This is a genomic window from Arthrobacter sp. Marseille-P9274 (genome assembly GCF_946892675.1).
Lineage (GTDB): Bacteria > Actinomycetota > Actinomycetes > Actinomycetales > Micrococcaceae > Crystallibacter.
This window is the reverse complement of sequence record NZ_CAMPOV010000003.1, coordinates 65203-83167: the sequence shown is the minus strand read 5'-3', so window position 1 is coordinate 83167 and position 17965 is coordinate 65203. Positions and strand designations below refer to the sequence as shown.

Sequence of the window (17965 nt, the reverse complement as noted above, 5' to 3'; positions counted from 1 at the left end):
AGCTGTGGATCAGTGCTGTGGCTGGCGGGCCTGCAGCAGCGGCGCGAAGAACGCGGCCAGTTCGTCCTTCGCGGTCAGCGGCAGGACGTTCGCCACATACTGGTCCGGGCGGACCACGACGACGACGCCGTTGCGGTCCAGGCCGCGGACATCGAAGATGTCGTCGCCCGGGACGACTCCGTAGACCTTCTGCAGGTCGGTCAGCTTGAACGGGCCGACCTCCGGCTTGAACACCGCCGGGACGGCGTTGATGTCGATGTCCTCGTGCGGCTGCTGGTAGATGACCTTCACATCGAACCACGCGTCGTCGTCGCCGCCCTGCGGCTGGGCCGCCAGCGGGGACTCCTGCGAGGTGGAGAGCCACTGGGCGAGCTCGGTGGTGGGGGAGTCCGCGCCGGGCGCCGCCGGGTCCGCAAAGACGTAGATGCGCCAGCGGCCGTCGGCAGAGGCCTGGTGTCCCAGGTGCAGCGGGTTCGTGTCGGCGACGCGGCAGGCCATCGCAGACTTGAAGCGCTTGCCGATCGGGAAGCCGGTGGCGAGCGACTGGTGCTTGGCCTCTCCGATGATCAGGGACGGCGTGTACTCGGTCATGAACCCGGCCGGGAACTCGGCGGTGCGCACGTAGAAGTCCTCGAGCTCCGAGGGGTCCTCGAACTCCTCGGGCTTCTTGGCCATCATCGTGGACCAGGTCTTGTCGAAGTCGATGAGGTTCTTCGCGACGACCTGGCGCTCGGCCGAGTAGGTGGACAGCAGCGATTCGGGGCTGCGGCCCTCGAGGACATGTCCCAGCTTCCAGGCGATGTTGAAGCCGTCCTGCATGGACACGTTCATGCCCTGGCCGGCCTTCGCGGAGTGGGTGTGGCAGGCGTCGCCGGTGATGAACACGCGCGGAGTACGGGTCCCCAGCTGCTCCGGGACGACGTCGTCGAAGCGGTCGGTGAGCCGGTGCCCGACCTCATAGACGCTGTGCCACGCCACGTCGCGCACCTCGACGGTGTACGGGTGCATGATCTCGTTGGCCTTCCGGATGATGGTCTCGATCGAGGTCTTGCGGATGGCGCCGTTGTCGTTCTCCGGGACAACCCCGAGGTCAACGTACATACGGAACAGGTGCCCGCCCTCGCGCGGAATGTGCAGGATGCTGCCGCCGTCGTGGGACTGGATCGCGCACTTGAGGCGGATGTCCGGGAAGTCGGTCTTGGCGACGACGTCCATGACGCCCCAGGCATGGTTGGCCTGGTCGCCGGCCATGGTGCAGCCGATCGAGGCGCGGACCTTGCTGCGCGCGCCGTCGGAGCCAATAACGTACTTGGCGTGCACGATCTTCTCCGTGCCTTCGTCCGGGCCGGCGCTGCGCACGAGGGTGACCTTGACCGGGTACTCGCCCTCGTCGGCGACCTCCAGCGTCTGGAAGTCCCAGCCGTAGTCGGGCTTCAGGCGGGCGGGGGACTGGGCGGCCGTGCGGGCGAAGTAGTCCAGCACGCGCGCCTGGTTGACGATCAGGTGCTTGAACTCGCTGATGCCAGCCTCGTCGTCCTTCGCGCGGCCGCCGCGCACGATGTTCTTCGGGTTCTCCGTGTCCGGGCGCCAGAACGCCATCTCGGTGATCCAGTACGCCTCGGCGGTGATCTCCTCGGCGAAGCCGAAGGCCTGGAAGGTCTCGACGCTGCGGGCCTGGATGCCGTCCGCCTGCCCGATCTCCAGCCGGCCGGGGCGGCGCTCGATGATGCGCGTGTTGATGTCGGGGAACTGGGCGAGCTGCGCGGCGGCGAGCATGCCCGCAGGGCCGGAACCGACGATCAGGACGTCCACCTCGGAGGGCAGTTCCTCGGGGCGATTGATGCCGACGCCGGCGGCCGGTTGGATGCGCGGGTCACCGGATACGTAACCGTGGTGGTGGAACTGCACGGGCTTTCCTCACTTCGTCTGCTGTTAGCGGCTCGGGTGTGTTCGTTATCGGAATGCGGGGTTCGATAATCGAATACACTGTGTGCTAAGCCACTGTACGACAAACATGACGCAGCTAACAACTGTGACTTTCGGCATGGGTCCCGGCGGGGAGGCGCGGTGCGGGCGCCCAAACAGCGGCGGGCGGAGGCGATCTTTCGCCTCCGCCCGCTGGCCCCGCCGTCGTTGGCATTAACCGACGACGGCGGAGGGGTTGCCTTTAGTACTTATAGGACTGGCCGCCGTCGATCGGGATGACGGCCGCGTTGATGAAGCCGGCGTCGCCGGAGAGCAGGAAGGCAACGAGCTGGCCGACCTCCTCGGGCTTGCCGAAGCGCTTCATCGGATTGGGCTGCACGAACTGCTGGCCGACCTCTTCCCAGTTCTCCGGATCCATCTGCTTGAGCGAGCCCTCGACCATCGGGGTCATGATGGCGCCCGGGGCGATGGCGTTGACCTGCACGCCGTACTGGCCGTACTCGATGCCGGAGTTGCGGGTGAGGCCGACGACGCCGTGCTTGGAAGCGGCGTAGCCGGACTGGTTGCCGACCCCGCGGATGCCGCCGACCGAGGCGGTGTTGACGACGGCGCCGGAGCCTTGCTCCTTCATGACCTTCAGGACGTGCTTGAGGCCGAAGAAGACGCCGTTGAGGTTGACGGAAACGACCTTGGCGAACTCGTCGGAGCCGAAGTCTTCGGTGAGGTTCTGCTTGCCCTCGATGCCGGCGTTGTTGAAGAAGCCGTCGATCCGGCCGAAGCGCTTCACGGCCTCGGCGACGTAGTTTTCCACCTGGGCTTCGTCGGCGACGTTGGCGGTGACGGTCTGGACCTCGGCGTCCGGGGCGGCGGCGCGGATCTCTTCGACCGTCTCCTTCAGGCCGGTCTCGCTGAGGTCGACCAGCGTCAGGCGGCCCTCTTCCTTCGCGACCTGGAGCGCGGCTGCCCGGCCGAGCCCGGAGCCTGCGCCGGTGATGATGACTGATTTGCCTGAGAATCTCTCCATGGTTTGTCCTCCCGTAGTGACTTTGGCCGGCCACGATGCCGGCATTTATGCAAACGCATGAAAGAGGGAGGCCATTCCGTTCGCCGATGTGATGTCCGGAACAGGCGGCTCGGGACTGCTTGGCGTGCCGGCGGCCCGGTGCGTGCCGGGCCGCCGGCACATCCTGTCCTACTTGCCGGTGTAGGGGACGCGCTCCCAGATGAGGACCTCGTCCGTGGCCTTGGCGTTCGGGGCGACGGTGAAGCGGAGCCACTCGTTGGAGGTGGCGGCGCCCTCGACCGTGATGCGCTCCAGGTTCCCGAGCGGCTGCTGCCCGTAGACCTCGAGCCAGGGCGAGCCTGCGGCAAGCGGCTGGTCGGCGTTGTAGGCGTGGCTGTCGCCGTTGATCAGGTAGACCGGGCCGTCGAAGGACCGCGCGCCGGCGGCGAGGGCGTCGACAATCGGCCGGAAGCCGGAGACCTGGTCCGGGTTCTCCTGCACGCCGTTGGCCAGTTGGAAGGGATCGAACATGTCCGCCTGGGTCACAACGACGACGGCGCGGGCGTTGGTGCGCTTGGCGTCGGCGAAGGTTTCCTGCAGTTGGGTGACGTCGGCGGCGGTGCGGGTGGCGACCTCGTCGAGCTGCTCGCTGGTGGCCTCTGTGAGTCCGAGGCCGCTCCACGGGGCGAGCGAGTTGTTGGAGCCCTGCGTGTTGATGACGGAGAAGGCCACGCGGTTCTGCCCGAAGGTGACGTTCTCCGGCAGGCCCAGGTCCGCCTGGGACTCCACCGGCATGGTGCCGCCGAGGGTCTTGCCCGGGTCGGCGAAGAACATTTCGCGCAGGGTGTCCAGGCGCTCCAGCGGGTTGTAGGAGCCGTTGTTGGCCCGGTGGCAGTCGACCCACTCGTTGTCGCCGGGCGTATAGACGAGCGGGGCCTCGAAGCGGTCGAACTGCTCCTTGATGTTGGCGAAGTACTGGTCGGTGCACTGCGCGGAGCCGGCCTTGATGTCGCCGACATGCGCCACGAAGCGCAGGTCGTCTTGCCGGTTGAGCTCCGAGACCATCTCCGGGAACTTGGCGACCTGGGCTTCGCCGTAGGGGACGTCGCCGATGACGCCGAAGGTGTAGGCGTCATCGGCGTTGGCTGCGGCCGGGGCGGCCGCCGCGAAGGATGCGGTGGCGGCGACGGCCAGGGCCGAGGCGCCGGCGAGCAAGCGGGACTTCATGGTGTGCTCCTGCGAGTGGTTCGAGGGGAGGGACACGCATGAAGCTAGGCGGGCAGGGTGGACGGAGGGAGGCGCTCGGGTGGCCGAAAGGTTAACCGCTGCGCCGCCGTCGTCCTCCCGCTCTTGAATCAGGCACCGCCGGTGACTGCCGCCGCCCCTTCGAACTCCTCGAGCACCTGGACCTTCGCCGCGGAGGCGGAGGACGGGTCGAAGGTGTAGCCGATCCACTCCTTGGCCAGGCGGCGGGCCAGCTCGAGGCCGATGACGCGCTGGCCCATGGTGAGGATCTGGCAGTTGTTCGAGAGCACGGAGCGCTCCACGGAGAAGGAATCGTGGGCGGTGGCCGCGCGGATGCCCTCGACCTTGTTGGCGGAGATGGCCACGCCCAGGCCGGTGCCGCAGAACAGGATCGCGCGGTCGGCGCGGCCGTCCCGGATAAGCTCGCCGGCGGCGATGCCGATGTACGGATAGGGCTTGGCGAAGTCCTCGTCGGAGCGGTTGACGCCGATGTCGATGATTTCGCCGACACGCGGGTCCTGCCGCAGGTCGGCCAGGATCTGGTCCTTGTAGTCGACGCCGGCTTCGTCCGAGCCGAGGATGAGTCGCAGTGCCATGGGGTGTCCTTACTTCGTTGGCGCGTTGGTGGTGGTGAAGCGGTCGACGACGGCGGCCGCCACCATCGCCAGGGAGGTGGCGCCCGGGTCGGGGGTGCCGATGCTCTTTTCCGCCAGCGGCCTCGCGCGGCCCTTCTTCGGAGTTAAGCCCCCCGTCGCCTCGGCGGCCGATGCGGCCGTGCGGGCGGCTTCATGCCAGGCGGCCAGCGGAGCGGCGCCGTTGCCGGTGGCATCGACCAGGGTGCGGACGAGCGGCAGCAGGGCGTCCACGAGGGTCTTGTCGCCGGGTTCGGCCTTGCCCAGGGTGAGGATCCGGTCGGTGAAGGCCTGGACCGCGGCGACGAGCCCGCCCGGTGAGGGGGCCTCCTCGTCGCCGAGGCTTTCGCCGGCGGCCCGCAGGCCCGCGCCCCACAGGACGCCGGAGGTGCCGCCGGCCTTGGAAGCCCACGCGTCGCCGGCGGTGGCCAGCATGGTTCCGGCCCCCGCGCCGTTGTCGAGGGCGAGGACGGCGGCTTCGAACGCGGCGTCGATGCCGCGGACCATGCCGCGGCCATGGTCGCCGTCACCCGCGATGGCGTCCATGTCCCCGAGCCGGGTTTCCGCCTCGTGGAGCGTCAGCCGCGCGGTTTCCAACGCGGACATGCAGTGCTGCGCGAAGCTCCGGGATTCGTCGGAGGAGGCGGAGACCGGGGCAGTTGATTCCTGCGCTTCGTCCCGCGCGGCCTCGGCACCCTCCGCATTTTCATGGCCCGCGGCTGCGGGACCGGCCAGCGAACCGCGCCGGAAGGCCGGGGTCTCGGCCGGGGCGGCCCAGAGCGGCTCGAGTTCGTCGTCCAGCCAGGTGACGGTGAGCGAGACGCCCGCCATGTCGAGGGAGGTCACGAGTTCGCCGACCTCCGGCAGGACGAGGGTATGGCCGGCCTCGCGGAGCAGCGCCGAGACAGTGCGCCACAGTACGAAGAGTTCCTCATGCTTGGTGGAGCCGAGGCCGTTGAGGATGACGGCGAGCCGTGAGCCGCCCTCGACGGGTGCCTCGGCCAGCACGCGCACGACCAGTTCCCGGGCCAGCTCCGCGGCGGAGGGCAGTTCGGTGTCGCGCAGCCCGGGCTCGCCGTGGATCCCGAGCCCGAGGCCCATCTGCCCGTTCGCAACAGTAAACAGCGGCGCGTCCGCGCCGGGGAAGGTGCAGCCGGCGAAGGCGGTGCCCATGGTGCGGGTCAGTCTGTTGGCCTTGCGCCCCAGCCGGACCACGTCGTCGAACCCCGCCCCGGCCTCGGCCGCGGCGCCCATGACCTTAAAGACCGTGAAGTCGCCGGCGATGCCCCGGCGCTTGTCGGCCTCGCCCGCCGCAGCGGACGCGATGTCATCCGTCACGATGACGTTCTCCACCCGGATGCCCTCGGCCGCCAGCCGCTCGGTGGCAAGGCCGAAGTTCATCACGTCGCCGGCGTAGTTGCCGTAGGTGAAGACGACGCCGCCGCCGGACTCGGCGGCCCTGGCCACCGAGTAGGCCTGCTGCGCGGACGGCGAGGTGAAGATGTTGCCCACCACGGCGCCGTCGGCAAAGCCCTGCCCGATCAGCCCGGCGAAGGCCGGGTAGTGGCCAGAGCCGCCGCCGGGAATGACGGCCACCTTCGGCTGCGCCGGGCGGTGCCGGCGGACGGCCCCGCCGTCGACCTGGCGCACCAGGTTCGGGTGGAGCTCGCAGAAGCCCTGCAGGGCCTCCTCGGCGAAGACGGCCGGGTCGTTGAAGATTCTGGTCATGGGATGTCTTTCGGTCTGGGGAGCCGGAGCCGGCTAGTGCAGGTGGCTTCCGCCGTTGATGTCGAACGTGGCGCCGGTCAGGTAGGCGGCGTCCTGGCTGGAGAGGAAGGTGATGACGGCGGCGACCTCCTCGGTGCTGGCGGTGCGGCCGAGCGGGACGTCGGCCGCGATGGCCGCCTCCAGCTCGGGGGTGGTGCCCACGCGGATGTTCGTGTCGACGGCGCCGGGCGTGACCGCGTTGACGGTGACGCCGCTGTCGCCCAGCTCGCGGGCCAGGGCCTTGGTGAAGCCGAGGATGGCCGCCTTGGCGGAGGAGTAGGGGACTTTGCCGAAGACGCCGCCGCCGCGCTGCGCGGAGACCGAGGACATGTTGACGATGCGGCCCCACTTGTTCTCCAGCATCGCGGGCAGGAAGGCCTTCGTGACCAGGTAGGTGCCGGTGGCGTTGACGGCCATGACCTTGTTCCAGAGGTCGAGGGTTGTCTCCAGGAACGGCACGGGCGAGGTGATGCCGGCGATGTTGGCCAGCGCCCCGACCGGAGGCAGGTTGCCGGCCCGGACTTCGGCCTCGACCGCGGCCTGGGCGGCGGCCACGGACGCTTCGCTGGTGACGTCGATTTCGTGGCCGAAGGCCGGGACGTTCAGCTCGTTGCCGATCGCGCTGGCGACCTTCGCGGACTTCTCGCCGTCGAGGTCGAGGATGACGATGGCCCAGCCCTCGCGGGCATAGCGGCGGGCGGTGGCCTCGCCGATGCCGCGCTCGGACGTGGCCCCGGTGAGGACGGCGGTGCGCTGGATGGTGGTCATGGTGTCTCCTTGGGTTGTTGCGTTGCTAGATGAGGTCCGAGATGAAGGCGGCCGCCGCTGCGGCTGCCGCCGGGCGTTCGTCGTGGCCGACGTCGCGGGTTTCGAGTTCCAGGGAAAAGTGGCCGGTGTAGCCCTTGTCCGCCAGCGACTTCAGGCCCGCCGCGAAGTCCGCCTGGCCGTTGCCGATGCTGAGGTTGATGTTGCCGGGGACGGCGTCGCGCAGGTGGACGTGCGCGATGCGGCGGTGGAAACGCTCCACGAAGTCTTCCGGGCTGCCGCCGGAGGCGACGATGTGGCTGAAGTCCATGACCACCTGCACATCCGTGCCGGCGAGGCGGTCGGTCAGCTGCTGCGCGCGTTCCGTGTCGCGGCAGAGGCGGAAGAAGTGCAGGGATTCGGTCCACAGTCCGACACCGGCGTCCACCGCGCGCTCGCCGGCTGCGGTGAGCGCGGCGGCGACGAGGTCGAGGTCCTGGTCCAGGGTGCGGACCGGGGTGTTGTCCAGCGCGCCGCACGGCAGTACCAGCGCATCCGCCGCGGTCTGCCCCGCGAGGGCGAGCAGCATGTCCAGGTGCCGGGTCCGCTGCGCACGGTCCCCGGCGGAGAGCGGGCGGTTCAGGTCGCCGATGTCGCCATTAATGGAGCGCACACGCAGCCCGGACGCGGCGACGGTCCCTGCGACGGCGGCGACCGCCTTCTCGTCGAGGACGTAGGGCACGTGGTCGCACACGCCCGGCAGGGCGCCGAGGTCGATCTCGGTGAAGCCGAGGCCGGCGATGGTGGCCAGCGCCGTGGCCAGGTCCTGGTGCCGGAAGCTGATGGTGGAGCAGCCCAGCCGCGGGTGGAAGGTCATGGGGTCCCTTGAGGAAGTTGGAACGGGTGGAGCGGAGTTGTGACGCGAACCACGTTAGAGCAGTTGACTGTTGACAGTCAACGGTTGAAGAAATTTTATGTCGACTGTTGACAGAGGCGAGTGGCGCGGCTCACACTGTTTGGCATATCCTGTTGACTGTCAACAGTGACGGAGGTTCCTCCAGCCTCCGCCATCGCTTCGAAAGGTAATTCGATGAGCAACGAAGCCCTGACAATGCGCGGCCCCGTTCACGGCACGAAGGACGCCAAGCGCGTCGCCATCGGCTCCGGTGTTGGCGCCGTTATCGAAACGTACGACTTCATCGGTTTCGGCACGGCCGCGGCCCTGTACTTCGGCACCGCCTTCTTCCCCGGCGGCGACCCCCTGACCGGAACCCTGGCAGCGTTCGCCACCCTCGGCGTCGGCTTTGCGGCACGCCCGCTGGGCGGCATCATCGGCGGGCACCTCGGTGATCGCATCGGGCGCAAGCCGGTGCTCGTTGCCTCGCTGATCCTCATGGGCCTGGCCACGTTCGCCATCGGCCTGCTGCCGACCTACGCCCAGGTCGGCCTCCTGGCCCCGGCGCTGCTGGTCATCGTCCGCGTTATCCAGGGCCTGGCCTTCGGCGCCGAGTGGGGCGGGGCCATCCTGATGAGCTACGAGCACGCGCCCTGGAAGCGGAAGGGCAAGTACACCGGCATCGTCCAGGCCGGCTTCCCGGTGGGCCTGCTCCTGGCCAACCTCGTCTTCCTCTTCAGCGTGCAGCTGGGCAACGAATGGGCCTGGCGCGTGCCGTTCCTGGCCAGCATCGTCCTGGTCGCGGTGGGCTTGATCATCCGCTCCAAGGTGCCCGAGTCCCCGGTCTTCGAGGATGTCAAGGAACACGGCGACATCGTGAAGTCCCCGATCGTCGAGGTCATCCGCGACGACTGGCGCAACATCGTGCGCGGCATCGGCCTGCGCATTGCGGAGACCGCCGGCTACGCCGTGTCCGTCACCTACATGATTTCCTACCTGCACAACTCCGAGCTCGCCGACAAGACCCAGACCCTGGTCGCACTGTGCATCGCCTCCGGCATCGGCATCTTCGCCACCATGGCCTGGGCCCGGCTGACGGACAGGGTGGGCCGCCGCCCGGTCTACATCATCTCCACCGCGTTCGCCGTCCTCTTCGGCATCCCGATGTTCCTGCTGGTCAACACGGGCCTGTTCCTGTTCATCATCGCCACCATCGTGATCTCCTACGCGGTCTGCCAGAACTCGCTGGCCGGCGCGCAGGGCGCCTGGTTCCCCGAGCTGTTCCAGGCCAAGACCCGCTCGTCGGGAGCCTCGCTGGCGTACCAGATCTCGGCCATGGTCTCCGGCTTCACCCCCTTCATCACCACCCTGCTGTTCGTGGCCATGGGCTGGCTCGGCCCGGCGCTGCTGTTCAGCTTCTACGGAGCCATCGGCCTGTGGGCCGCGCTGGCGACCCGCGAAACCTGGGGCCCCCGCGAACGCCGCCTGGCCTCCGAGGCCGCGGCGACCACCAAGCCGGCCAAAGTGACCGCCTGATCCTTCGGAACCCGAGCAAGCCTGGTCCTCCGGGACCGGTAAGCGCCTGACCTTCCTAAACCCGAGCCGCGCCGGGGCGGGACGTACCGCCCGCCCCGGCGCCACGCCGTCGTACTTTTCCCGAAAGGAAATCCTGTGACCATCACCGAAACCGTCCACGCTCCCGAGGCTGCGTCATTGCAGGAACGGGCGGCGCGCGTGGAAGCCGCGGCCTACCGGATGCGCCACCACGTGCTGAACATGGGCGAGGCGCAGGGGCAGGGCTACGTGGGCCAGGCGCTTGACGCGGCCGACGTCCTCGCCGCCGTCTACGCCGACCAGCTGCGCTACCGGGCCGATGACCCGGAGTGGGAGGGGCGGGACCGCTTCCTGCTCTCCACCGGCCACTACGCGATCGGCCACTACGCCGCGCTGGCGGAGGCCGGGATCGTCCCGGTCGAGGAGCTGGAGACATACGGCTCGGACGATTCCCGGCTGCCGATGTCCGGCATGTCCACCTACACACCCGGGATGGAAATCTCCGGCGGCTCGCTCGGGCACGGCCTGACCATCGCCGTGGGCACCGCGCTGGGGCTGCGGCTGCAGGGGTCGGGCTCCCGCGTATTCAACTTCCTCTCCGACGGGGAGCTGGACGAGGGCTCCACCTGGGAAGCCGCGATGGGCGCGCACCATCACCGCCTGGGCAACCTGACCGCGATCGTGGATATCAACGCCCTGCAGGCCGACGGCAAGACCGACACGGTGCTGCGGACCGAGCCGGTGCTGGACAAGTGGGCGGCGTGCGGCTGGTTCGTGCAGCGTGTGGACGGCAACGACGTCGGGGCCCTGCTGGCCGCATTCGATGCGGTCGCGGCCCGGGCCGAGGCCGACGGTGCGCCGTCGGTCATCCTGTGCGACACCAAGGTGGGCCGCGGCGTGCCGCTGCTGGAAGACCGGGAGAAGGCGCACTTCATGCGCATCGATGAACACGAATGGCAGATCTGCCGCGACCAACTGACCGCCGGGTATGAAGCCCGCACCGCATCTGAAGGAGAATCCAAGTGACCGCGACTACTGCTGCCGGACCGACCGTGAAGACTGCACCGAAGCCGAAGCTGAAGACCTCGGCCATGATCGCTTCCTTCGCCGACCCCGGCCAGAAGACCACCCCGGCACCGTTCGGCCACGCCCTCGTGAAGGCCGCACAGGAGAACGAGAAGATCGTCGGGCTGACCGCCGACCTGGGCAAGTACACGGACATGCACATCTTCGCGAAGGCCTTCCCGGAGCGGTTCTTCCAGATGGGCATGGCGGAGCAGTTGCTCTTCGGCGCGGCCGCCGGCATGGCGCAGACCGGGCTGGTCCCGTTCGCCTCCACCTACTCGGTGTTCGCCGCCCGCCGGGCCTACGACTTCCTGTGCCTGGATGCCGCGGAGCCGAACCTGAACGTGAACATCGTCGGCGGGCTGCCAGGCCTGACCACCGGCTACGGGCCGTCGCACCAGGCCACCGAGGACATGGCGATCTTCCGCGGCATGCCGAACCTGACCATCGTGGACCCCTGCGACTCGGTGGACATCGAACAGGCGGTGCCGCAGCTCGCCGCGAGCGAGGGGCCGACCTACCTGCGCCTGCTGCGCGGCAACGTGCCCACCGTGCTGGACGAGTACGACTACACCTTCGAGCTGGGCAAGGCCAAGGTGCTGCGCGGCGGCAACGACGTGGTCTTCGTGTCCAGCGGGCTGATGACCATGAGGGCGCTGCAGGCCGCCAAGGAACTCGCCGCGCACAACGTCGACGTGGCGGTGGTGCACACCCCGACCATCAAGCCTTTCGACGCCGAGACCGTCCTCGCCGAGATCAACACCGACCGCCTCGTGGTCACGCTGGAGAACCACACGGTGGTCGGGGGCCTCTTCGAGACCGTCGCCGCGGCCGCGGCCCGTGCCGGGGTCGCCAAGCGCATCCTGCCCGTGGCCCTGCCCGACGAATTCCTGCACGCCGGCGCCCTGCCCACGCTGCACGAGCGCTACGGACTCTCGGTCGACCGGATCGTCGCGGCCGTCCTCGGCGAACTGTAGCGGGGACGGCATGGAGCTCGCACCGGCGACAGCCGTCCGGCCGACTGTTAACATGGCAACTGTCAACAGTCGTGTTTCCAAGCGCCCGAGGATGAAAACGATGGCTACAGAATCGATGTCGCTGCTGGGACTTGAAAAGACCAGCCTCCGGCAGCAGGCCCTGGCCGCTCTGCGCCGCGCCATCACCACCGGCGAGATCGCACCCGGGACCCACCTGGTGGAAACCGAGCTGTCCGAAACCCTGCAGATCAGCCGCGGCACCCTGCGGGAGGCCATGCGGCAGCTGCAGCAGGAGGGGCTGATCTCCGCCGGGCCGCGGGGCCGGCTGTCGGTCCGCCACCTGGATGCCAAGGAAATCCGGGACATCTTCTCGGTCCGGGCCGCGCTCGAGTCCCTGGCCGCGCGCGAGCTCTGCGCACTGGAGGACCGCGCCCAGGTCATCAAGGAACTGCGCCGCGCGCTGGACGAGATGGAACGGGCCAGCAAGGACGGCCTGGAGGATCGGATCGAGGCGGACCTGAACTTCCACCGGACCCTCTGCAGGCTGACCGGCAACGAGACGCTGCTGCACTCCTGGGGCTCACTGGAAGGCAACATCCGCATGTCCATCATGTTCGCCGGCTTCGAACGCGCGGCACAGAACATGAGCGTCAAACGGCACGGCGACATCGTGGACGCCATCGAAACCGGCGACGCGGCCAAGGCCAGCGAGGCGATCACCGAGCACATGGACGGCGCGGCGAAGGTCCTCGTCGGGTAGCCCGGCCCGGCACGCCACAGGCCAAGGGCTCCAACTTCCCTTCCTTCAAGGTCGCCCTTTCCAAACGCGCAGGTCAGCGGGTCGCTTGAAGCTTAAAGCAGGGAAGGAGCGCCGAAGCGAGGGAAGTTCACGCGCGTTTGGCAGCCGGCTCCGCGCCGAGGTGCTCCAGCAGTTCGGCCTCGGCCTGGTCCAGGTAGCCGCGCAGCGTATCGGCCGCCTCTTCCCGGCGCCCGCTCGCGAGCAGCGCCACGAGCCCGGCGTTCTGCTCCACGTAGTGGCTGTGGAAATCCGGGGTCTGGCTCATCGTGTGGAAGACCAGGCGCATTTGCGCCAGCACGCGGGTCATGAGTTCCTGCAGCAGCTTGCTGCCGGTGCCGCGGATCAGGGTCTCGTGGAAGCGCTGGTTGGCGCCGGCCATCTCGGCGACGTCGCCGCGCTCCCGCGCCTCCCGGGCATCGGCGACAATCGCTGCCAGCGCATCCACGTCCACGTCCTCACCCCAGCGGACCGCGGCAGGCTCGAGGATCCGCCGCACACTGTAGATCTCGCGCACGCCCTCGGGACCGGGCGAGGTCACGATGACGCCGCGGTTGGGGATGCGGGTGACGACGTGTTCGCCCGCGAGGACGGTGAAGGCTTCGCGCAGCGTGTTGCGGGAGACCCCGAAGGACGTGGCCAGCGCCTGTTCGGACAGCTTGGAGCCGGGCAGCAGCTGGCCTTCCGCGATGCGGATGCGCAGCGACTCGGCCACCCACGCCGCCGTGTGCGCATGCGTCGCCTCGCTCCGTGCGGTCATCCCCGCCAGCGGTGCCTTCATCCGTTCGTCCCATCCCTCGCCGGTCGAACCGGGCCTGCAATTGCGGATCTGTTGGCCTGTAGTGGCTGGATAGGGCGGCCAAGCCAGCCACTACAGGCCAATCGTTTGAGGTGCGGCCTGGGGCCGGCTACCCGATGCTACCAAGTGCTTCACCCCGGACGACGGCGGTGCCGGGCTGCTGCTCTCCGCGCGCCAGAGTGCCCGGCCGGTGGGCGGCGATGGTGGTCTCCATTTTCATTGCCTCGACGACGGCCACCGGGTCGCCCGCGGCGAGTGCAGCGCCGTCCTCCGCGACCCACTTGACCAGGTTGCCGTTCATCGGCGCCCGCAGAACCTCCGCCTGGTGCGTCTCCTCCGCGGCGGCCTGGACCGGGGCGCTGCCGCCGCCATGCAGCAGCGACTCGAGCAGGCGGGCGGGCAGGCCGAGGCACAGCGCCTTGCCGTCGACTTCGACCGTCAGTTCGGTGCGCTCGCTGCCGGGCTCAGCCGCCGCGATCTCCGGGGACGCCTCGAGGGCCGCCGCGAACTCCGTCTCGATCCAGGTGGTGTAGACGCCGAAGGCCTCGGTCTTGGTGAAGGCTGCGTCCCGGACCACCGCCCGGTGGAAGGGCAGCACGGTGGGAAGCCCGGCGATGCGCATCTCGTCCAGTGCCACCCGGGCCCGGTTCAGCGCCTGCGCGCGGTCGGCGCCGTGCACGATGAGCTTCGCCATCAGCGAGTCATAGTCGCCGGGAACCGTGGACCCGCTGCGGACGCCGGAATCCACGCGGATGCCGGAGCCGGTGGGCGGTTCGAAGGCGGCGATGGTGCCCGGTCCTGGCAGGAAGCCGCGGGCGGGATCCTCCGCGTTGAGCCGGAACTCGAAGGCGTGGCCATGCGGTTCCGGGTCCTGTGTAAGGGTCAGGGGCTCGCCGTCAGCAATGCGGAACTGTTCGCGCACCAGGTCGACGCCGGTGGTCTCCTCCGTAACGGGGTGCTCCACCTGCAGGCGGGTGTTCACCTCGAGGAAGGAGATGGTCCCGTCATTGGCAACCAGGTACTCGACGGTGCCGGCGCCGTGGTACCCGGCCTCGCGGCAGATGGCCTTGGCCGAGTCATGGATCAGCTGGCGCTGCTCCTCGGTCAGGAACGGGGCCGGGGCTTCCTCGACGAGCTTCTGGTTGCGGCGCTGCAGCGAGCAGTCGCGCGTGCCGACGACGACCACGTTGCCGTGCATGTCCGCCAAGACCTGGGCTTCCACGTGCCGGGGCTTGTCGAGGAAGCGCTCCACGAAGCATTCGCCCCGGCCGAAGGCCACCGTGGCCTCGCGGACGGCGGAATCGAAGGCGTCCTCGATGTCCTCCATCCGGCGCGCGATCTTCAGGCCGCGGCCGCCGCCGCCGAACGCCGCCTTGATGGCCACCGGCAGGCCGTACTCCTCCGCGAACGCCATCACCTCGGCACCGCTCTCGACGGGACCGTCGCTGCCGGGCACCAGCGGCGCTCCGGCCCGCACGGCAATCTCCCGGGCGGTGACCTTGTTGCCCAGGTCGCGGATGGACTGCGGGGAGGGGCCGATCCAGGTCAGGCCGGCCTCCAGGACCGCCGCGGCAAAGTCGGCGTTTTCCGAGAGGAAACCGTAGCCGGGGTGGACGGCGTCGGCGCCGGAGCGACGGGCCGCCTCGATCAGTTTGCCGATGTCCAGGTAGGTTTCCTGCCCGCTGCGCCCGCCCAATGCGTAGGCTTCGTCGGCGCGGCGGACGTGGAGTGCATCGGCGTCGGGATCGGAGTACACGGCCACGGACGCGAGCCCGGCATCGGCGCAGGCGCGCGCCACTCGTACGGCGATCTCGCCGCGGTTGGCGATCAGGACCTTCTTCATGCGCGGTACCTTTCCGGCTGAGTCGAAGTGCCGGCGCTGCCGGCGGAAAGCAGGGTGTCCGGGTCGACCAGGACGAAGCGGACGGTGCTGCCGGGCGGCAGCTGGGCGGCCACCGGCAGGTCCTCGGGAACCACGGCGGCAATCACGGGATAGCCGCCCGTGACCGGATGGTCGGCAAGGAACAACACGGGCAGCCCGGACGGCGGAACCTGCAGGGCTCCGGCAACGGTGCCCTCGCTTTGCAGCTCGCCGTCCCGGATCCGCTCCAACGGCGCCGGCGGCCCCGTGAGGTCGCCGATCGGCGTCCCGCTGCCGCCGCCGGCTGGAGCTGCCCCCTCGGCGGCCGGCAGTTCCAAGCGGACGCCGATCCGGTCCGAGGCCGAGCCGGACACCCAGTCCTGCCCGGTGAGCCGGTCGAGCCCGGCCTGGCCGAACCAGTCGTCGCGGGGGCCGGGCGTGATGCGCAGCAGGGCTGTTTCGCCGGGGGAGACCCGCAGAACGGAGGGTTCCGGCGTGCCGACGACGTGCCCGCTGCCGGCGTCGCCCACCGGCAGGACGGACCCGGCCTCCAGCGGGGCGGGGCCTAGTCCGGACATCGTGTCACTGGAGCGGCTCCCCAGCTCCGCGGCCAGCTCGATCCCGCCGCGCACTGCGACGTACGCACGCAGCCCGGCGGTCGCCGGCCCGAGGGACAGGGTCTCGCCGTCGAGCAGGGCAAAGGGCGCGTCCTGCGCGGGACGCCGTCCGGACGGAGCGATGTCCAGCTCCACGCGGGCACCGGTGACCGCGAGGACCTGGTCACCGCGGGCCCGCAGGACCAGCGAGCCAAAGAGATTTTCGACGACGGCGTCCCCGGGGGAGTTGCCCGCCAGCCGGTTCGCCTGGCGCGCGGCCGGCACGTCGAGGGCGCCGGAACTGCCTACGCCGAGGTTGCCCATGCCCGGCCGGCCGAGGTCCTGCACCAGCGACTGCAGGCCGGCGGAAACCACCTCGAGCGAGCCGGCGGAATCCCTCCGCGGGGGAGCGGGCTCCGCCGCGGACGTGCCGCCCTCGGCGGAAGCAGCACCGGTGGAAGCAGCACCGGCGAAAGCAGCCGCGGCAGACGCGTGCTCGGAGGGCACTTCCGATACCGCCGAAGCAGCCTCCGCGGACGGGGCAGACCCAGCCGGACCAGCCGACTCCCGCACGGCGACGAAGCGGACCTTGTCCTGCGGGCGGATCAGCGCCGGACTTGGCCGGCCGACGTCCCACAGCACGCTGCCGGTGTGTCCGATCAGCTGCCAGCCGCCGGGTGATTTGCGCGGATAGACGGCGGAGTAGCCGCCGGCCAGGGCCACCGCCCCGGCCGGCACGGCGGTCCGCGGAGTGGCGCGCCGCGGCACGTCGAGCGTGTTGTCCTCGCCCGTGAGGTACGCAAAGCCGGGGGCGAAGCCGCCGAAGGCCGCGGTCCAGACCTGCCCGGTATGGGCGTTGACCACACCCTCGGGACTGAGGCCGGTGAGGCGCGCGACCTCGGCGAGGTCCTCGCCGTCGTACGTCACGGGAATTTCGATGGTTTTACCCGTCGCGGCGGGGGCGTGGTCCAGCTCCAGCCGTTCGACGGCGGCCCTCGCCGCCACGGCGTGGGCGCGGGTGTCGCACTGGACCAGCACGGTGGAGGCCGCGGCCAGCACGTCGAGCTGGCCGGGCAGCGGGTCGGAGGTCAGGCGGGCGTGCAGGGCCAGCACGGACTCCAGGCCGGAGAGCTCGACCAGCAGCGCGCGCGGCCCGGCGAACCGGATTGCCGTCACGCTCACGCAAAGCTCCGGACCGTCACGCCGGCGGACTCGAGGCCGGCGCGCACGGCGGCCGCCATCGCGACGGAGCCCGGGGTGTCGCCGTGCACGCAGATGCTTTCGGCGTCCACCCTGATGATGGTGCCGTCGATGGCCGTGATCTTGCCGGTCTGCGCCAGCCGCACCATGTTGGCGACGACGATGTCCGTATCGTGGAGGACGGCCCCCGGCTCGCGGCGCGAGACCAGCGTGCCGTCCGGGTTGTAGGCGCGGTCGGCGAAGGCCTCGGCGACACCGCGGAGTCCCGCGGCCGCGGCCTTGGCCAAGGCAACCGAACCCGGGAGCAGCAGCAGCGGCAGGTCCCCGCCGAAGGCGCGCACGGCGTCGACCACGGCCTGGGCGTGCGCCTCATGATGGACGATCGTGTTGTACAGCGCGCCGTGCGGCTTAACGTAGCGGATCTGCGCTCCGGCGGCCCGGGTCAGCGCCTGCAGCGCGCCGAGCTGGTAGAGCACGTCGTCCGCCAGCTCCGTGGGGGAGCAGTCGAGGAAACGCCGCCCGAAGCCCGCGAGGTCCCGGTAGCCCACGTGGGCGCCGATGGTGACTCCGGCGGCCACCGCGTCGCGGCAGGTTCCGGCGATGGTGCTCGGGTCTCCGGCGTGGAAACCGCAGGCCACGTTGGCACTGGAGACGGAGCGGAAGATCGCCGCGTCGTCGCCCATTTCCCAGTTGCCGAAGGATTCCCCCACGTCGCTGTTGAGGTCGATAATAGCCATGTGTGACACCCGTCTCGTTGGTTTCCCTGGTTCCAGCATGCACCACATTCGAAGATTGTTCAACAATCGCGATCCGTCGCGAGTGACTAGCGAAGGCCCTCTTTGTTGAACAATCGCTTGCCAAGATTGTTCAACAAACTGTAAGGTCGCTCCATTGCCCGTGTGACT

The 17965-nt window shown here is 69.6% G+C and carries 15 protein-coding genes; 4 read left to right on the top strand and 11 right to left on the bottom strand.

Annotated features, from left to right (window positions below):
• Nucleotides 1–9: 9 nt before the first annotated feature.
• The 7 genes from OC550_RS17760 to OC550_RS17730 form a co-directional block, all read right to left on the bottom strand.
• Nucleotides 10–1908 (bottom strand): FAD-binding monooxygenase, encoded by a 1899-nt coding sequence (locus OC550_RS17760; RefSeq protein ID WP_262107265.1) that lies wholly within the window; start codon nt 1906–1908, stop codon nt 10–12.
• A gap of 259 nt (nt 1909–2167) precedes the next feature.
• Nucleotides 2168–2950: an SDR family oxidoreductase gene (locus OC550_RS17755; protein ID WP_262107264.1), complete on the bottom strand. Its 783-nt coding sequence runs from the start codon at nt 2948–2950 to the stop codon at nt 2168–2170.
• Between the two features lie 168 nt (nt 2951–3118).
• Nucleotides 3119–4156, bottom strand: coding sequence for a hypothetical protein (locus tag OC550_RS17750; RefSeq protein WP_262107263.1), 1038 nt, complete (start codon nt 4154–4156; stop codon nt 3119–3121).
• 128 nt (nt 4157–4284) lie between these two features.
• The gene (locus tag OC550_RS17745; protein WP_262107262.1) at nt 4285–4770 is read right to left on the bottom strand and encodes an RpiB/LacA/LacB family sugar-phosphate isomerase; all 486 of its coding nucleotides are present in this window, start codon (nt 4768–4770) and stop codon (nt 4285–4287) included.
• A gap of 9 nt (nt 4771–4779) precedes the next feature.
• Nucleotides 4780–6534: a dihydroxyacetone kinase family protein gene (locus OC550_RS17740; protein ID WP_262107261.1), complete on the bottom strand. Its 1755-nt coding sequence runs from the start codon at nt 6532–6534 to the stop codon at nt 4780–4782.
• Nucleotides 6535–6567: 33 nt separating this feature from the next.
• Complete coding sequence (locus tag OC550_RS17735) at nt 6568–7341, bottom strand: SDR family NAD(P)-dependent oxidoreductase (RefSeq protein WP_262107260.1); 774 nt, start codon at nt 7339–7341, stop codon at nt 6568–6570.
• Nucleotides 7342–7366: 25 nt separating this feature from the next.
• Nucleotides 7367–8194: a sugar phosphate isomerase/epimerase gene (locus OC550_RS17730; RefSeq protein WP_262107259.1), complete on the bottom strand. Its 828-nt coding sequence runs from the start codon at nt 8192–8194 to the stop codon at nt 7367–7369.
• Nucleotides 8195–8407: 213 nt separating this feature from the next.
• On the opposite strand from OC550_RS17730, the gene OC550_RS17725 reads away from it, so the two are divergent.
• From OC550_RS17725 to OC550_RS17710, 4 genes are all read left to right on the top strand, one after another.
• The gene (locus OC550_RS17725) at nt 8408–9748 is read left to right on the top strand and encodes an MFS transporter (RefSeq protein WP_262107258.1); all 1341 of its coding nucleotides are present in this window, start codon (nt 8408–8410) and stop codon (nt 9746–9748) included.
• A gap of 219 nt (nt 9749–9967) precedes the next feature.
• Nucleotides 9968–10792: a transketolase gene (locus tag OC550_RS17720; RefSeq protein WP_262107768.1), complete on the top strand. Its 825-nt coding sequence runs from the start codon at nt 9968–9970 to the stop codon at nt 10790–10792.
• A gap of 65 nt (nt 10793–10857) precedes the next feature.
• Nucleotides 10858–11808, top strand: coding sequence for a transketolase family protein (locus tag OC550_RS17715; protein ID WP_262107767.1), 951 nt, complete (start codon nt 10858–10860; stop codon nt 11806–11808).
• Between the two features lie 100 nt (nt 11809–11908).
• A complete protein-coding gene (locus OC550_RS17710) occupies nt 11909–12568 on the top strand; it encodes a GntR family transcriptional regulator (RefSeq protein ID WP_262107257.1) in 660 nt (219 codons plus the stop codon).
• 127 nt (nt 12569–12695) lie between these two features.
• Here the strand turns inward: OC550_RS17710 and OC550_RS17705 are convergent, their stop codons facing one another.
• From OC550_RS17705 to OC550_RS17690, 4 genes are all read right to left on the bottom strand, one after another.
• Complete coding sequence (locus OC550_RS17705; protein WP_262107256.1) at nt 12696–13385, bottom strand: GntR family transcriptional regulator; 690 nt, start codon at nt 13383–13385, stop codon at nt 12696–12698.
• A 127-nt stretch (nt 13386–13512) separates the two neighbouring features.
• The gene (locus OC550_RS17700; RefSeq protein ID WP_262107255.1) at nt 13513–15246 is read right to left on the bottom strand and encodes a biotin carboxylase N-terminal domain-containing protein; all 1734 of its coding nucleotides are present in this window, start codon (nt 15244–15246) and stop codon (nt 13513–13515) included.
• Nucleotides 15243–17042 (bottom strand): carboxyltransferase domain-containing protein, encoded by a 1800-nt coding sequence (locus tag OC550_RS17695; protein WP_262107254.1) that lies wholly within the window; start codon nt 17040–17042, stop codon nt 15243–15245. The genes OC550_RS17700 and OC550_RS17695 overlap by 4 nt, the downstream gene beginning before the upstream one ends.
• Entirely contained in the window at nt 17039–17797 is a 759-nt protein-coding gene (locus tag OC550_RS17690) for a LamB/YcsF family protein (protein ID WP_262107253.1), read from the bottom strand. Before OC550_RS17690 ends, OC550_RS17695 begins: the two co-directional genes overlap by 4 nt.
• Between the last annotated feature and the right edge of the window lie 168 nt (nt 17798–17965).

What these genes read in the sequence shown, in the direction of transcription:
- OC550_RS17755 (WP_262107264.1), bottom strand. Translation starts at nt 2,950, where the DNA reads ATGGAGAGATTCTCAGGCAAATCAGTCATCATCACCGGCGCAGGCTCC.
- OC550_RS17750 (WP_262107263.1), bottom strand. Translation starts at nt 4,156, where the DNA reads ATGAAGTCCCGCTTGCTCGCCGGCGCCTCGGCCCTGGCCGTCGCCGCC.
- OC550_RS17745 (WP_262107262.1), bottom strand. Translation starts at nt 4,770, where the DNA reads ATGGCACTGCGACTCATCCTCGGCTCGGACGAAGCCGGCGTCGACTAC.
- OC550_RS17740 (WP_262107261.1), bottom strand. Translation starts at nt 6,534, where the DNA reads ATGACCAGAATCTTCAACGACCCGGCCGTCTTCGCCGAGGAGGCCCTG.
- OC550_RS17735 (WP_262107260.1), bottom strand. Translation starts at nt 7,341, where the DNA reads ATGACCACCATCCAGCGCACCGCCGTCCTCACCGGGGCCACGTCCGAG.
- OC550_RS17730 (WP_262107259.1), bottom strand. Translation starts at nt 8,194, where the DNA reads ATGACCTTCCACCCGCGGCTGGGCTGCTCCACCATCAGCTTCCGGCAC.
- OC550_RS17725 (WP_262107258.1), top strand. Translation starts at nt 8,408, where the DNA reads ATGAGCAACGAAGCCCTGACAATGCGCGGCCCCGTTCACGGCACGAAG.
- OC550_RS17720 (WP_262107768.1), top strand. Translation starts at nt 9,968, where the DNA reads ATGCGCCACCACGTGCTGAACATGGGCGAGGCGCAGGGGCAGGGCTAC.
- OC550_RS17715 (WP_262107767.1), top strand. Translation starts at nt 10,858, where the DNA reads ATGATCGCTTCCTTCGCCGACCCCGGCCAGAAGACCACCCCGGCACCG.
- OC550_RS17710 (WP_262107257.1), top strand. Translation starts at nt 11,909, where the DNA reads ATGGCTACAGAATCGATGTCGCTGCTGGGACTTGAAAAGACCAGCCTC.
- OC550_RS17705 (WP_262107256.1), bottom strand. Translation starts at nt 13,385, where the DNA reads ATGAAGGCACCGCTGGCGGGGATGACCGCACGGAGCGAGGCGACGCAT.
- OC550_RS17700 (WP_262107255.1), bottom strand. Translation starts at nt 15,246, where the DNA reads ATGAAGAAGGTCCTGATCGCCAACCGCGGCGAGATCGCCGTACGAGTG.
- OC550_RS17690 (WP_262107253.1), bottom strand. Translation starts at nt 17,797, where the DNA reads ATGGCTATTATCGACCTCAACAGCGACGTGGGGGAATCCTTCGGCAAC.